Raw genomic sequence first — 15,877 nt, 5'->3', positions numbered from 1 at the left:
ATGGTCCTTTTAAAAAACAAAAAAAGCGCCCCTGTCCATAAGACAGAGGCGCTTCGGCGCGGTTCCACTCTGTTTAGGTAAAACGCTTAGTTTTTCCCAACTTTAATCCCCTGTAACGGAAGGAAGCCGCCTTTACATACTATCTTCAATAAAGGACTCAGAGGTGCATTTCAAGAAACGAGAGGCTTAAACCACTTTCAGCCGATGGTGGTTCTCTCTGAAAAGCTTCGCTTCTTTACTTCTCCTCATCAACACTTTTTGCTTATTCATGTTTAATACTTTTAATATATTACATTCTGGAGCAAATGTTAACCCAAAAGACTCTCAATTCGATGTTTTACTTTATCTTTCCCTAATAACTCGATTGCATTCGGAAGCTCAGGACCGTGGGTCTGGCCAGTAACCGCTGCACGGATCGGCATGAACAGCTTCTTCCCTTTTTGCCCAGTCGACTTCTGGACCGCTTTGATTGATTTTTTGATACCGGCTGCTTCGTAGTCTTCAAGCTGGTCGAGCTCAAGAACAAAAGCTCTTAACACTTCCGGCACCTGTTCTTCGGCGAGGACCTCTTTCGCATCCTCTTCGTACTCGATATCATTCTTGAAGAACATTTCTGAAAGCTCTACGATTTCCGCACCAAAGCTCATTTGCTCTTGGTATAGGGCAATCAATTTAAGTGCCCATTCTCTTTCTCCATCTGAAGGTCCTTCACTGATTTTGCCCGCCTTCACCAAATGGGGGATTGCCAGCGCAGCAACCTGTTCAAGATCAAGGTTCTTCATGTATTGATTATTCACCCAAAGCAGCTTCTGTTTATCGAATACAGCCGGGGATGTTGATAAACGCTCCGGATCAAAGATGTCAATGAACTGCTCTTTGCTGAACAGCTCTTCTTCGCCTTTTGGAGACCAGCCCAATAATGCAATAAAGTTGAATAACGCTTCAGGCAGATATCCAAGCTCTTTGTACTGCTCAATGAACTGAATGATTGTTTCGTCACGCTTGCTCAGCTTCTTGCGATTTTCGTTTACAATCAATGTCATATGACCGTATATTGGCGCTTCCCATTCGAATGCTTCAAAGATCATCAATTGCTTCGGGGTATTGGAAATATGGTCATCTCCGCGAAGGACATGAGTGATCTTCATAAGATAGTCATCAACCGCAACAGCAAAGTTATAAGTAGGGATTCCATTTTTCTTTACGATAACGAAATCGCCGATTCCATCGGATTCGAACGATACATCGCCTTTTACGATATCATCAAATTTGTATACTTTTCCAGCAGGCACTTTGAAGCGGATGCTCGGCTGGCGTCCTTCTGCTGCCAGCTTCTCTTGCTCTTCCTTGGAAAGGTTGGCGCACTTTCCGGAGTACCTTGGCATCTCTCCTCTTGCCTGCTGTGCTTCACGCTCAGCTTCAAGTTCTTCTTCTGTACAGTAGCATTTATAAGCCAGCCCTTTATCTAAAAGTTCCTGGTAGTACTTGCTATAGATGTGGTTTCTTTCTGATTGGCGGTATGGTCCATACTCGCCGCCCTTATCAACACTCTCATCCCAGTCAATGCCGAGCCATTGCAAATATTTCAGCTGGCTTTCTTCGCCGCCTTCAATATTTCGCTTCTCGTCTGTATCTTCCACCCTGATAACGAACTTTCCACCGGTACTGCGGGCATATAGATAGTTAAAGAGCGCTGTTCTCGCATTACCGATATGTAAATGTCCAGTCGGACTCGGAGCATAACGCACTCTGATTTCGTTTGTCATGAGTATTTCCTCCTCGATTCTCAGTATCTCTGCAATATTTTATCATCGTTGAATAGTTGAATAAAGTTATATTCTTGTTCTGACAGTAAAAATAGTTCATTATTTTTGCCATTTAAGAAAAAGTTCGGTGTTTTTCGCTGCAGGAGTTATCCGCGTAAACAGTACAAGTTTAAATCTATACAGCACAAGCTTTTTAAGTATCTTATATATTATTAGGATAAGGAATTATCTTAATATGCCTGAACATAACCTAATCTGTTATAACCCTGGCACTGCCAGCCGTACCACTGTCATCAGGTAGATTTCTTAACCACCAGCACAGTAGCCTGCGCAGCAATTCCTTCTCCACGGCCGGTGAATCCCAGTTTCTCCGAAGTGGTTGCTTTCACATTCACCTGCGATAAATCCGCTTCCAAAAGTTCTGCAATTCTTTCTCTCATTTGGGTGATGTAGGGGGCCATTTTTGGCATTTGCGCAATAATGGTGCAGTCGATATTCGCCAGTTCATAGCCTGCCTCTTTTACCAGATTCCAAACATGACTCAAGAGCTTACCTGAATCTGCGTCTTTGAATTCCGGGTCTGTATCCGGGAAGTGCTTCCCAATATCGCCTGCTGCTATGGTGCCTAAACAGGCGTCTGCCACTGTATGCAGAAGCACATCTGCATCAGAGTGGCCAAGCAGGCCCTTTTCATAAGGGATGGTGATCCCCCCGATGATCAGCGGTCTTCCTTCCGCCAATTGATGAACATCAAATCCTTGTCCGATCCTGAACATGATCAAACTTCCTTTCAAAACTATATTTGCCTTCTCTTCGCGAGGATTGCCTCAGCAAAGTATAAATCCTCCGGCGTGGTTATCTTAATATTATCATAGTCACTCTCCACAATTCCGACTTCCTCACCCAGACGCTCGACAAGCGAGGCATCATCAGTACCTGTAAAGTCTTCCTGTTGCGCTCTCCTGTGTGCCTCCATTAAAAGGTCGATCCGGAAAGCCTGCGGAGTCTGGACCTGCCACAAGCCAGAACGTTCAATGGTTTCCTGGACAATGCCGCCTTCCGCCTTTTTGATTGTATCCTTGACAGGAGCCGCTGCAATGGCCGCTCCTCTATTTCCGGCTTCTTTCAACAACTCTTTAATGACGTATTCTGCAATGAACGGACGGGCCCCATCATGGACAAGAACCATTTCTGCCTTTTCAACGGTCTTCAGTGCATTATAAACACTGTCCTGCCGCTCTTTACCGCCGAACACCATTTCCTTTATCTTCGACAAGCCATGAATGTCAGCTAATTTTTCTAATGCTGCTTTATCATCTTCATGCACAGCAAGGATGACTCCTTCACAATCAGTGTCCCGTTCAAACACCTCTAACGTATGGATAAGAATGGGACGCTCATCAAGCTCAAGCAGCAGCTTGTTCTTCCCGGCTTTCATACGTTTCCCCTGTCCAGCTGCCGGGATGATTACCTGGTATTTCATATGTAGACTCCTATCTCCCTCAGACTGATAAAAAGGCGGTGACAGAACTCCTTCCAGAGTACATTAGCCACCGCCGGTTTACCATGCTGTTATTTTCATTATTTCGTTATAACGCTTTTTCCAATTGTTTCGGTTTAGCAAAGATCATTCTTCCGGCAGACGTCTGAAGCACACTTGTCACAAGAACCTCAATACTTTTACCGATGTAATTCCTGCCTTCTTCAACGACAATCATTGTGCCGTCATCAAGGTATGCAATACCCTGCTTCTGCTCTTTCCCATCCTTGATGACCTGGACGCGCAGCTCTTCCCCAGGCAGGACCACAGGTTTCACGGCATTTGCCAAATCGTTGATATTCAAGACCTGCACACTTTGCAAGTCACATACTTTATTTAAGTTAAAGTCGTTTGTAACGACAATTCCGTTCGTGATTTTAGCCAGCTTGACCAGCTTGCTGTCCACTTCCTGGATCTCCTCGAAGTCCCCTTCATAGATCTGGACTTCAATCGGAAGCTCTTTTTGTATCCGGTTCAGTATATCAAGGCCCCGTCTGCCCCGGTTCCTCTTTAGTACATCTGAGGAATCGGCAATATGCTGTAGTTCTTCCAAAACGAACTGCGGGATTACTATAATGCCTTCAAGGAACCCCGTCTGGCAGATATCAGCGATTCGTCCGTCAATAATAACACTGGTATCAAGAATTTTAAGCGTCTTTTCAGGAGATTCGATTTCATCTTCCGTACCTTTCTTTTTCGCTTTATTCCCCATTGAAAATAGGTTGATCAGCTCATCCCTTTTCTTGAAGCCCACCTGGAACCCAAGGTATCCAAGCAGCAGGGTCAGTAAAATCGGCACGACTGTATTCACTATCGGGATCTCCATTGAATTAAAAGGAATTCCGAAGAGATAAGCAACGAATAATCCGAGAATTAAACCCAAGCTCCCAAACAGAATATCAGTCACCGGTGCTCTCACCAGTGAATCTTCAAACCACTTAATAAAGTTCTCCACATACGTAACTGCCCAGAAAGTTAATATATAAAAAATAATAGCTCCTAAGATTGCAGTTATATAAGGGTTGTTTAATAACGGTTCATCTGACAGATTGATTAATGTAAGTAAATCGGGAAGAAGAAAAATTCCTAATGTTCCTCCAAGTATAAGGAAACATGCTTGAACGATTCTCTTTAACATCCCCTCACCTCCTCCTACTCATTATAAACAATTTCCTATTTTTGAAACGTATAAAATCGCAATATTTTTTGAATGTAATCAAAATGATATGTTTTTGTTATATTGGTATAACATTCTACGCTCTCAGCCTTTTAAAAAAGGCTACCACTTAATACCGGCAGTGTCAATTTTAAAAATACATATTCTAACACAAGAGTATAAATATGACAAATTACCTACAACTGCCTGTCAGCAAAGGTTTGCTCCCTGATCAATTTTAATCCCTGCTTAATCTTGCGGGCCCTCACTTCCCCGATTCCTTCAACATCATCAAGTGTCCCTACATCCGCTTTCAGGATATTCGGTAAAATTTCAAAGTTGGTGACCAGGTTTTCAATGATGACAATCGGCAGCCTCGGTATTTTGTTCAATACCCTATAACCACGCGGGCAGACACCATCATCCAAATGAATAAAGCCATTGTAGCCAAGCAGTTTTAGAAGGACTGTGTCATCCAGCACTTCGGAATGAACCAGCTCCTGGAATTTGTGGAGGATATCAAACGGCTTGATATCACGGATATGGGAGTAATCCCTAATGATCAGCATGGCTTCCTCTTCTATGTCAGAAAGGAGTTCATTCATTTGAAGGCGTATGAGCCTTCCTTCTGTTCCCAGTTCACTTAAATAAGACAAAAGTTCATTTTTGATCCTGAGAACCATTTCGAAGCGGTGGAGAACCTGAAGCAGATCGCTGTAAGTAACGAGCTCTTCAAATTCCAGGACAGAGAGGTTTGAGATGCTTTGATCAAGCACGACCTTGTACTTCTCGAGTGTCTGGATTGCCTGGTTCGCTTTTGTAAGAATATTGGAGATGTCCTTCAGGGCATATCTGAAATTGCCTTGATAAAGCGTAATGACATTTCTTCTTTGGGAAATCGCAATCACCAGGCATTTGGTCTGTTTGGCTACACGTTCTGCAGTCCGGTGTCTCATACCGGTCTCAGAAGAAGGTACTGTCGCATCGGGGGCCAGCTGTGCATTGGCCAGGATGATCTTGGTTCCGGAATCATTCAGGATGATGGCTCCGTCCATCTTCGCCAGTTCATAAAGATAGCTCGGCGAAAATACACTGTTTATGTGAAATCCCCCATCCACCAGAGATTTCACCTTTTCATTGTAACCAATTACGATAAGTCCCCCGGTATTCGCTCTAAGTACATTGTCGATACCTTCCCGGAGAGGTGACCCTGGGGCAACGAATTGCAAGATATCGGACATCGACTTATCCTGTACCTTCTTCTCGCTCATGTAGTTATCCTCCTAAAATTTGCTTCAGTGCTTCATTTATATTCTTCACACCGATAATCTCAATTCCAGATGGCGCTTTCCAGCCACCGATATTATTAGCAGGGATGATGACCCGTTTGAATCCCAGTTTTGCTGCTTCCTGTACTCTCTGCTCAATCCTTGATACCCTGCGAATTTCACCCGTCAATCCCACCTCGCCGATTATACAATCGAATGGATCCGATGACTGGTCCCTGAAGCTGGAAGCAACGGATGCCGCTACTGCAAGATCGATGGCCGGTTCGTCCAGCTTCACACCACCTGCTACTTTCAGGTAGGCATCCTGGTGCTGCAGCAGGAAGCCGGCACGTTTTTCTAGAACAGCCATAATCAGGGAAACTCTGCTATGGTCGATTCCCGTTGCCATCCTCCGTGGATTATTGAAGCTTGTCGGAGTGACTAAAGCCTGAATTTCCACAAGGACCGGCCTCGTTCCTTCCATGGAAGCAACCACGGTGGAACCGGCAGCTCCCTGCGACCTTTCTTCAAGGAATATCTCTGACGGATTTTCCACTTCCTCAAGGCCAAGCTCTTTCATTTCAAAGATTCCCATTTCATTGGTCGAACCAAACCTGTTTTTCACCGCTCTGAGGATTCTGTAGGCATGATGCCTCTCACCTTCAAAATACAGGACGGTATCAACCATATGTTCCAGCAGTCTTGGACCTGCAATTGACCCTTCTTTTGTAACATGCCCGACGATAAATATGGCAATTCCTTTTGTTTTCGCAATTCTCATTAACTCTGCCGTGCATTCACGAACCTGTGAAACGCTTCCCGGAGCGGAGGTCACATCCGGATGGAAGATGGTCTGAATGGAATCGACAATCACAAACGCCGGAGAAAGCTCTTCAATGGTTCCATGTATAGATTCTAAATTGGTTTCTGCATATATATAAAGATCGTCTGCTTTGATTTTCAATCGGTCTGCCCTAAGCTTTGTCTGTTTGATGGATTCTTCACCAGATATATATAGAACCTTGTGTTTACCCTCTGCCAATTGAGATGAAACCTGTAGAAGCAAAGTCGATTTTCCGATACCTGGATCTCCCCCGATTAAAACAAGCGATCCGGGAACCACCCCTCCACCAAGCACTCTGTTCAACTCCCTTGAATCGGTTGCGACTCTCGGTTCCTGCTTGGTTTCAATCGAAACAAGTTTCTCTGCCTTGGATGGCCCTTGCTGCATAGAATGCTTAAAAGCACCCCTTGGCTGTTTACCGGTGATTTCGACTTCCTCCACCATCTTATTCCATTCAGAACAGCCGGGACATCTGCCCATCCACTTTGCTGATTCATATCCGCATGACTGACACATAAACTTAGTTTTCTTTTTAGCCAACTGTATTACCTCTCTCTTTTTATATCTATGTAATATATTTTACTGAAATACTGCTACAAGAAGACGTTTTGAGGTCTATTATAGAATGGTGACAAATTCGAGGGGAATTAAAAAACAACAAGAATGATGTACCAATGTTTTCCTCTTATTGAAAGGCTATTCTCGTATTGATTGCTGCTCTTGGGTACATCCCAAGGTTTGAATTTTTCCTTGCCATACTACGGCTCTTCTATATCAATGGAAGATCCGCTCATTCTTTCTTTTCGAATTATTTCTGGTGAAATAGGGCGATATAGTACGCCCCTCATAGTAAATAGCAACAAAGTTCACGAAAAAGCCTATTGAAGAGAAGATGCTGCAGTTTGCGCGATTCACATTATATATGGCAGTTCGAAACTTTTAAAAAAACAAGCCAAGAGCAGCCTTGGCCTTGGAGAGCGGCTCCAGAAAACAACGGAGCCTTTCGTTAAGGCCTGCTTGACTGCTCTTGATTGTTTAACTTTTCTTTAAGAAGATGTATTGCTCGTTTCTTTCATCCGCACAGTAAACTCATTATTTTCTACATCAATGAGGACTTGCTGGCCTGTAAGGACTGTACCTTTCAGCAGTTCTTCCGATAATCGGTCTTCGATATGCTTCTGGATGGCACGGCGAAGCGGACGTGCCCCATATTCAGGATCGTAGCCTTCATCCGCAATTTTCTCTTTGGCTGCCTCTGTAAGTGCCAGGGAAATATCCTGTTCTTTTAATCTCTTGGTCAATTGATCGGACATCAATGACACGATTTCTTTCAAATGTTCTTTTTCAAGAGAATGGAAGACAATGATTTCATCAATTCGGTTCAGGAATTCCGGACGGAAGGCCCTCTTCAGTTCCTCCATCACTTTCCCTTTCATGTCTTTGTAATCCTGTTCTCCATCTTGGATGTTGAAGCCAACGTACTTATTCTTCTTCAGGGATTCGGCTCCTACATTTGATGTCATGATCAAAACCGTATTCCTGAAATCGACAGTACGTCCTTTACTGTCAGTCAGTCGGCCATCTTCAAGCACTTGAAGAAGGATATTGAAGACATCAGGATGCGCCTTTTCAATCTCATCAAGCAAGATGACGGAGTATGGCTTGCGGCGTACCTTTTCGGTAAGCTGCCCGCCTTCTTCATATCCTACATAGCCCGGAGGTGAACCAACAAGACGGGAGGTCGAATGCTTTTCCATATACTCTGACATATCAATCCGGATCATTGATTCCTCGTCACCGAACATAGATTCAGCCAATGCCCTGGCTAATTCTGTTTTTCCGACACCGGTTGGGCCAAGGAAAACGAATGAACCGATTGGTCTCTTCGGATCTTTCAAACCTGCTCTCGCTCTCCTTACAGCTTTCGATACAGCCTTTACAGCTTCATCTTGGCCGATAACACGGGAGTGCAGGATTTCTTCCAACTTAAGAAGCTTATCCGTTTCCGTCTGCGCGAGCTTGCTGACAGGGATGCCGGTCCAGCTGGATACAACCTTGGCGATGTCCTCGACTGTGACTTCCGTATTCTCCTGTCCCTGTTTCTCTTTCCAGGTTTTCTTCGTATCTTCCAGCTCTTCTCTCAAACGCTGTTCTGTATCTCTCAAGGAAGCAGCTTTCTCAAATTCCTGGCTTTGGACTGCAGCATCTTTCTCTTTCCTAATTTCTTCAAGCTTCACTTCAAGCTCTTTCAGGTTAGGAGGAGTTGTGTATGAACGCAGTCTCACCTTCGAACCGGACTCATCAATTAAATCGATCGCTTTATCCGGAAGGAAACGGTCTGAGATATAGCGGTCTGAAAGCTTGACTGCCGCTTCGATCGCCTCATCTGTAATGGATACACGATGGTGGGCTTCATAACGGTCACGCAAACCTTTCAGTATCTGTACGGACTCTTCTGCCGTAGGCTCATCCACTTGGATAGGCTGGAATCTTCTTTCCAGAGCCGCATCTTTTTCAATATATTTACGGTACTCGTCAAGAGTAGTAGCCCCGATACATTGCAATTCGCCTCGCGCCAACGAAGGCTTCAGGATGTTGGACGCATCGATTGCTCCTTCTGCTCCGCCTGCGCCGATCAGTGTGTGAAGTTCATCGATGAAGAGAATAATATTGCCCGCCTGTCTTATCTCATCCATAACCTTTTTTAGACGGTCCTCAAATTCCCCGCGGTACTTAGTTCCGGCAACGACGGTACCCATATCCAGCGTCATAACGCGTTTGTCACGAAGGATTTCCGGCACCTCGTTATTGACGATCTGCTGGGCAAGACCTTCAGCTATCGCTGTCTTACCTACCCCAGGCTCACCGATTAATACAGGATTGTTCTTGGTTCTTCTGCTTAAAACTTCAATGACACGCTGAATCTCTTTGCTTCTTCCAATGACAGGATCAAGGCTGTCTTCCCTTGCAATAGCTGTCAGGTCCCTTGCCAGGCTATCCAGCGTTGGCGTGTTGGCATTGGTGCTTGTGCCGCCCTGATGCCCATTTGATTCGTTGCTGCCAAGCAGCTGAAGGACCTGCTGTCTTGCTTTGTTCAGGCTCACCCCGAGATTGTTCAGCACACGGGCAGCCACACCTTCACCTTCCCTGATCAGCCCAAGAAGGATATGCTCTGTCCCAACATAGGAATGACCGAGTTTCCTGGCTTCATCCATGGATAGTTCAATGACCTTCTTGGCTCTTGGTGTATAGTGGATGGTCTGGGAATTCTCCTTGCCTTTCCCAATCAGGCTTTCGACTTCTTTCTGAATCTTTTCAGGGCTAAGTCCGAGGGCTGTCAATCCTTTGGCTGCGATTCCTTCACCTTCACGGACCAATCCCAACAGAATGTGTTCTGTTCCGATGTTGCTATGAGATAAACGGATTGCCTCTTCCTGGGCTAAAGCCAATACCTTCTGGGCTCTTTCTGTAAATCTGCCAAACATCATATTCGTCTCCTCCTAACTACTTCTATTCTCAAGTTTAAGCCGTTCCCGAATAAAGGCCGCTCTCCTTATGTCTCTTTCATCTGGGCGGAGCGGTCCGCCTGAATATTGTTGTAAAAACCCTGGCTGGGTAAGAATCATTAATTCATTTAAAATATTGCGGGATATATTCTTTATATACCCTAAATCAATCCCCAATCTCACATCCGACAAACATTTTGCTGCTTCTTTCGACTCAATTACCCTGCAATTCTCCAGGACACCGAGGGAGCGGAACACTCTGTCTTCTAATTGTATGTTGGAAGTTTTCACTAATGCTTCCCGCGCTGATTGTTCTTGAGCAATAATCTGTTTGACGACTCCGGTCAGATCGTCCACAATATCTTCTTCCGATTTCCCGAGAGTGATCTGATTGGAAATTTGAAATATGTTACCTAATGCTTCGCTGCCTTCCCCGTAAATTCCTCTTACCACAAGTCCTAATTGGTTGATGGCGGGAATTATACGGTTCATCTGCTGTGTCATGATAAGAGCTGGAAGGTGCATCATGACCGAAGCCCTCATCCCAGTACCGACATTGGTCGGGCAGGAAGTAAGATAACCGCTTTTTTCATGAAAGGCGAAATCTAGCTTACTTTCCAGCCAGTCATCGATTTCATCTGCTTTCGTTAATGCTTCCTGCAGCTGCAATCCAGGGAATAGACACTGAATGCGGATATGATCTTCTTCATTTACCATGATGCTGATATCTTCCTTTTCAGAAAGAGCAACAGCTCCATAGCTTGTATCATCCGTGAGATTCGGACTCACCAGATGCTTCTCCATCAACACCCTCTTTTGAAGCGGCTGCAGCTCAGACATCTTTAAAAATTCAAGATTCCCATGTTCCCCTGACTCTTCACAAATACAACCCTTCACTTTTTCAATGATCGTATCCGCTTCTTCAGCAGAGAATAAAGTTGGAAAAAGGTACTCATTCAAGTTGCGCGCAAGCCGGATCCGGGTGCTCAGAACGATATCCGAGTTTGGCCCCTCCTCACTCATCCATGAGCTTGAAGCCTGGCTTAGGAATTTCTCCAAGGACATTACTTATCGCCTCCCTCTTGATGGATTTCCTTCTCAAGGGAGCGGATCTCATCTCTCACTCCTGCTGCCTGTTCGAATTCCTCATCTTGGATCAACTGCTGCAACTGGCCTCTTAAACCAGTAAGTTTTTTCTTTAAATGAATCGTGCCACCCATCCGCTGAGGGACTTTTCCATGATGTTCAACATTTCCACTGTGAACCCTTCGAAGAATCGGGGTCAGCTCATCCTTGAATGTTTCATAACAATGCGCACAGCCAAACCTGCCGACATTGATGAACTGCTGAAATGTCATCTTGCATTTCTCGCACTGCAAAACTTCCTGCCGTTGGATCTGAGCCTCCTGCTGCTTCATTGCAGGACTCAAATTCAATAGTCCGGAAAGAAGGCTGTTGACTGAAAAGGCAGGAGAGCCCTCAAACATGAACATTTCCCCTTTTTCCTTAGCACATCTTTCACACAAATGGACTTCCGTCTTTTCCCCGTTCACAATCTTTGTAAAATGGAGAGTGGCAGGTCTTTCATTACACTCCTGGCAAATCAATTCAACTCACCTCTCCTATTTATATTTTAATGTGACCAGCATCGCCTTCAGCATCCTTGCCCTTAGTTCATCTCTATCTGGCAAATTAAGATACAACACCGAGCGATCCATAACACTTATCATAATCTTCGCTTCTCTTAACGTAATAACCTCTTCTTCAACCAATCTATATACCAGATCTTCAGCAGAACTTTGAGAAACCCTGCTATCAACCAACGCCATTAACTGATCTACAAGATGGGCATGGTCAAGGGCTTGCACTTTCATGATACGGATATATCCTCCACCGCCCCGCTTGCTTTCGACCATATAGCCTCTTTCGATTGTAAATCTGGTATTGATCACATAGTTGATCTGGGAGGGGACACACTGAAACTTATCGGCAATCTCGCTGCGCTTGATCTCAACAATTTCATTGCCGCTTGCCTCAAAAACCCTCTTAAGATAGTTTTCGATGATATCGGAAATATTCCTCATCAGGCCTCCTCCTCTTTTGACTTTGACTATATTTGACTAAGATTATACACCAGAACAACTTGTCATTGCAATCCATTAAACTGCCTTAAAAGTTTTCCCAGATGCAGGGTTCCTTTAAACATATGAATTTTGATTTATTAGGTAAATAATAAAAAGAACCCTGGTTTGTCCATTAAGAATATTATGTATTAATATCTGGTAGCGGTGTGAATCGGTGGCACATTGAATTTATAATTATGCCGTGTTGGGGATTATCGTGCCAGATTGAGTATTAATCCTGACCAACAGTATATCTTGATGCGGTATGAAAGAGCTTTCCGTTAAAATAAAGATCGTGGTGAGACCGGCGGATGGATAGGTAGAAATTTTGAGGTATGTGCTGAAGTTGAGTGGTTATACCTAATCTTTGCTAGTTTTGCTTGTAAAAAGAAAGTTATGCGTCAAACCAGTTTTAAAGACCTGCGAACAAGAATACTTCTCAATCCTTTTCGATTTCAATTAAAATGAGTAACTTTAAATGAAGAGTTATCTGATCAGTGATTACTAGTGAGAAATGAAGCTTCGTAAACAGGCTGGTGGCGTACCCATTTCTGATTAATTGCGGCATATCTTCTTAATAGCATCTAATCGGAGGTGAATTATGTCTGATTCAGATTAAGTGCGTCCACAGGAATTTTCTTCGTTTATGCTATTTGGTAGAGTAGCCCTTCACCCGCTTTGCTCGTTCCCATCCTCATGGGCAGAGCCCACTCCGGTGTTCTCTCCCTCGTGTCCTTGACCTTCTTGCTCCTCCCCGTCCGAGCTGTGCTCTTGATTAAAGTCCGGAACTACACAACCTGTTCGTTCTGATTCTTTTTCGCACAAAAAAAGAGCACCTCTTCGGGTACTCTTTTGAATGCCTGGCGACGTCCTACGATCACAGGGGGAGTCCCCAACTACCATCGGCACTGAAGGCTCGGACGGCGATGAGCGGCGAATCTCTTCGTCCGCTTCGCTCGTTCACATCCTCATGGGCAGAGCCCACTCCGGTGTTCTCTCCCTCGCGTCCTTGACCTTCTTGCTCCTCTCCGCCCGAGCAGTGCTCTTGATTAAAGGCCGGAACTACACACTCTTGGTTTATTCTCCTTTTTCTCCATAAGAAAAGAGCACCCTTCGGGTACTCTTTTGATTGCCTGGCGACGTCCTACTCTCACAGGGGAGTCCCCAACTACCATCGGCACTGAAGGCTCGGACGGCGATGAGCGGCGAATCTCTTCGTCCGCTTCGCTCGTTCACATCCTCATGGGCAGAGCCCACTCCGGTGTTCTCTCCCTCGCGTCCTTGACCTTCTTGCTCCTCTCCGCCCGAGCAGTGCTCTTGAATCAAAGGTCAGAACTAAACACTCTTGGCTTATTCTCCTTTTTCTCCATAAAAAAGAGCACCCCTTCGGGTACTCTTTTGATTGCCTGGCGACGTCCTACTCTCACAGGGGAGTCCCCAACTACCATCGGCACTGAAGGCTCGGACGGCGATGAGCGGCGAATCTCTTCGTCCGCTTCGCTCGTTCACATCCTCATGGGCAGAGCCCACTCTGGTGTTCTCTCCCTCGCGTCCTTGACCTTCTTGCTCCTCTCCGCCCGAGCAGTGCTCTTGAATCAAAGGTCAGAACTACACACTCTTGGCTTATTCTCCTTTTTCTCCATAAAAAAGAGCACCCCTTCGGGTACTCTTTTGATTGCCTGGCGACGTCCTACTCTCACAGGGGAGTCCCCAACTACCATCGGCACTGAAGGCTCGGACGGCGATGAGCGGCGAATCTCTTCGTCCGCTTCGCTCGTTCACATCCTCATGGGCAGAGCCCACTCTGGTGTTCTCTCCCTCGCGTCCTTGACCTTCTTGCTCCTCTCCGCCCGAGCTGTGCTCTTGATTAAAGGCCGGAACTACACAATCTGCTCGTTCTTCTGATTCTCTCTCACACAAAAAAAGAGCACCCCTTTGGGTACTCTTTTGGTCGCCTGGCGACGTCCTACTCTCACAGGGGGAGCCCCAACTTCCATCGCCACTGAAGGCTCGGACGGCGATGAGCGGCGAATCTCTTTGTCCGCTTCGCTCGTTCACATCCTCATGGGCAGAGCCCACTCCGGTGTTCTCTCCCTCGCGTCCTTGACCTTCTTGCTCCTCTCCGCCCGAGCTGTGCTCTTGAATCAAGGATCAGAACTAAACACTCTTGGTTTATCCTCCTTTTTCTCCATAAAAAAGAGCACCCTTCGGGTACTCTTTTGAATGCCTGGCGACGTCCTACTCTCACAGGGGGAGATCCCCCAACTACCATCGGCGCTGAAGAGCTTAACTTCCGTGTTCGGCATGGGAACGGGTGTGACCTCTTCGCCTTAGTCACCAGACTGTATGAAGTTGACAGAACATCGTTCTCTCAAAACTAGATAAAGGTCATGAAGAATCTGAAAGGGTTCCGAGTTTCGCTATTTTGCAATCCAGCTCCGGCGGCTATTAAAAGCCGCCTGCGCTTTTTAACGTGGTTAAGTCCTCGATCGATTAGTATCTGTCAGCTGCACGTGTCGCCACGCTTCCACCTCAGACCTATCTACCTGATCATCTTTCAGGGATCTTACTCACATAAAGTGATGGGAAATCTCATCTCGAGGGGGGCTTCATGCTTAGATGCTTTCAGCACTTATCCCTTCCGCACATAGCTACCCAGCGATGCCTTTGGCAAGACAACTGGTACACCAGCGGTGCGTCCATCCCGGTCCTCTCGTACTAAGGACAGCTCCTCTCAAATTTCCTGCGCCCACGACGGATAGGGACCGAACTGTCTCACGACGTTCTGAACCCAGCTCGCGTACCGCTTTAATGGGCGAACAGCCCAACCCTTGGGACCGACTACAGCCCCAGGATGCGATGAGCCGACATCGAGGTGCCAAACCTCCCCGTCGATGTGGACTCTTGGGGGAGATAAGCCTGTTATCCCCGGGGTAGCTTTTATCCGTTGAGCGATGGCCCTTCCATGCGGAACCACCGGATCACTAAGCCCGACTTTCGTCCCTGCTCGACTTGTAGGTCTCGCAGTCAAGCTCCCTTGTGCCTTTACACTCTGCGAATGATTTCCAACCATTCTGAGGGAACCTTTGGGCGCCTCCGTTACTCTTTAGGAGGCGACCGCCCCAGTCAAACTGCCCACCTGACACTGTCTCCCACCCCGATCAGGGGCGCGGGTTAGAAGTTCAACACAGCCAGGGTAGTATCCCACCAGCGCCTCCACCGAAGCTGGCGCTCCGGTTTCCAAGGCTCCTACCTATCCTGTACAAGCTGTGCCAAAATTCAATATCAGGCTACAGTAAAGCTCCACGGGGTCTTTCCGTCCTGTCGCGGGTAACCTGCATCTTCACAGGTACTATAATTTCACCGAGTCTCTCGTTGAGACAGTGCCCAGATCGTTGCGCCTTTCGTGCGGGTCGGAACTTACCCGACAAGGAATTTCGCTACCTTAGGACCGTTATAGTTACGGCCGCCGTTTACTGGGGCTTCGGTTCGCACCTTCGCTTGCGCTAAGCACTCCCCTTAACCTTCCAGCACCGGGCAGGCGTCAGCCCCTATACTTCGCCTTACGGCTTCGCAGAGACCTGTGTTTTTGCTAAACAGTCGCCTGGGCCTATTCACTGCGGCTCTCTCGGGCTTGCACCCTACCAGAGCACCCCTTCTCCCGAAGTTACGGG

The 15,877-nt window shown here is 46.3% G+C and carries 10 protein-coding genes, 2 rRNA genes and 1 other annotated feature (1 of these 13 cut by a window edge); all 12 genes read right to left on the bottom strand.

Features of this window, described 5'->3' with window-relative positions; translation table 11 throughout:
* Positions 1 to 41: 41 nt before the first annotated feature.
* Positions 42 to 261: a binding site (T-box leader), on the bottom strand.
* A gap of 47 nt (positions 262 to 308) precedes the next feature.
* On the bottom strand, positions 309 to 1,766 hold the full coding sequence (gltX, locus tag AC4E8A_RS00615) for a glutamate--tRNA ligase (RefSeq protein ID WP_490196278.1): 1,458 nt from the start codon (positions 1,764 to 1,766) through the stop codon (positions 309 to 311).
* Between the two features lie 293 nt (positions 1,767 to 2,059).
* The gene (gene ispF, locus AC4E8A_RS00610) at positions 2,060 to 2,542 is read right to left on the bottom strand and encodes a 2-C-methyl-D-erythritol 2,4-cyclodiphosphate synthase (protein ID WP_490196276.1); all 483 of its coding nucleotides are present in this window, start codon (positions 2,540 to 2,542) and stop codon (positions 2,060 to 2,062) included.
* A 20-nt stretch (positions 2,543 to 2,562) separates the two neighbouring features.
* A complete protein-coding gene (gene ispD, locus AC4E8A_RS00605; protein ID WP_490196275.1) occupies positions 2,563 to 3,249 on the bottom strand; it encodes a 2-C-methyl-D-erythritol 4-phosphate cytidylyltransferase in 687 nt (228 codons plus the stop codon).
* A 106-nt stretch (positions 3,250 to 3,355) separates the two neighbouring features.
* A complete protein-coding gene (locus AC4E8A_RS00600) occupies positions 3,356 to 4,444 on the bottom strand; it encodes a PIN/TRAM domain-containing protein (protein WP_490196273.1) in 1,089 nt (362 codons plus the stop codon).
* A gap of 215 nt (positions 4,445 to 4,659) precedes the next feature.
* Positions 4,660 to 5,733: a DNA integrity scanning diadenylate cyclase DisA gene (disA, locus tag AC4E8A_RS00595; protein ID WP_490196272.1), complete on the bottom strand. Its 1,074-nt coding sequence runs from the start codon at positions 5,731 to 5,733 to the stop codon at positions 4,660 to 4,662.
* A 4-nt stretch (positions 5,734 to 5,737) separates the two neighbouring features.
* On the bottom strand, positions 5,738 to 7,114 hold the full coding sequence (radA, locus tag AC4E8A_RS00590; RefSeq protein WP_490196270.1) for a DNA repair protein RadA: 1,377 nt from the start codon (positions 7,112 to 7,114) through the stop codon (positions 5,738 to 5,740).
* A 506-nt stretch (positions 7,115 to 7,620) separates the two neighbouring features.
* Positions 7,621 to 10,062, bottom strand: coding sequence for an ATP-dependent protease ATP-binding subunit ClpC (gene clpC / locus AC4E8A_RS00585; protein WP_490196269.1), 2,442 nt, complete (start codon positions 10,060 to 10,062; stop codon positions 7,621 to 7,623).
* 12 nt (positions 10,063 to 10,074) lie between these two features.
* Positions 10,075 to 11,145 carry a protein-arginine kinase McsB gene (mcsB, locus tag AC4E8A_RS00580; protein WP_490196268.1) on the bottom strand — a complete coding sequence of 357 codons (1,071 nt, stop codon included), beginning with the start codon at positions 11,143 to 11,145 and terminating at the stop codon, positions 10,075 to 10,077.
* On the bottom strand, positions 11,145 to 11,687 hold the full coding sequence (gene mcsA / locus AC4E8A_RS00575; protein ID WP_490196267.1) for a protein-arginine kinase activator protein McsA: 543 nt from the start codon (positions 11,685 to 11,687) through the stop codon (positions 11,145 to 11,147). Before mcsA ends, mcsB begins: the two co-directional genes overlap by 1 nt.
* A gap of 15 nt (positions 11,688 to 11,702) precedes the next feature.
* Positions 11,703 to 12,167, bottom strand: coding sequence for a CtsR family transcriptional regulator (locus AC4E8A_RS00570; RefSeq protein ID WP_490198735.1), 465 nt, complete (start codon positions 12,165 to 12,167; stop codon positions 11,703 to 11,705).
* Positions 12,168 to 14,428: 2,261 nt separating this feature from the next.
* Positions 14,429 to 14,545 (bottom strand): 5S ribosomal RNA (gene rrf, locus AC4E8A_RS00565).
* 131 nt (positions 14,546 to 14,676) lie between these two features.
* Positions 14,677 to 15,877: ribosomal RNA gene (locus tag AC4E8A_RS00560) — 23S ribosomal RNA — on the bottom strand; it runs 1,735 nt beyond the window's last position.

The organism is Bacillus sp. SRL337 (assembly GCF_984799155.1).
This window is presented reverse-complemented; position numbering and strand designations above follow the sequence as displayed.

What these genes read in the sequence shown, in the direction of transcription:
- AC4E8A_RS00600 (WP_490196273.1), bottom strand. Translation starts at nt 4,444, where the DNA reads ATGTTAAAGAGAATCGTTCAAGCATGTTTCCTTATACTTGGAGGAACA.
- ispD (WP_490196275.1), bottom strand. Translation starts at nt 3,249, where the DNA reads ATGAAATACCAGGTAATCATCCCGGCAGCTGGACAGGGGAAACGTATG.
- clpC (WP_490196269.1), bottom strand. Translation starts at nt 10,062, where the DNA reads ATGATGTTTGGCAGATTTACAGAAAGAGCCCAGAAGGTATTGGCTTTA.
- mcsB (WP_490196268.1), bottom strand. Translation starts at nt 11,145, where the DNA reads ATGTCCTTGGAGAAATTCCTAAGCCAGGCTTCAAGCTCATGGATGAGT.
- disA (WP_490196272.1), bottom strand. Translation starts at nt 5,733, where the DNA reads ATGAGCGAGAAGAAGGTACAGGATAAGTCGATGTCCGATATCTTGCAA.
- gltX (WP_490196278.1), bottom strand. Translation starts at nt 1,766, where the DNA reads ATGACAAACGAAATCAGAGTGCGTTATGCTCCGAGTCCGACTGGACAT.
- ispF (WP_490196276.1), bottom strand. Translation starts at nt 2,542, where the DNA reads ATGTTCAGGATCGGACAAGGATTTGATGTTCATCAATTGGCGGAAGGA.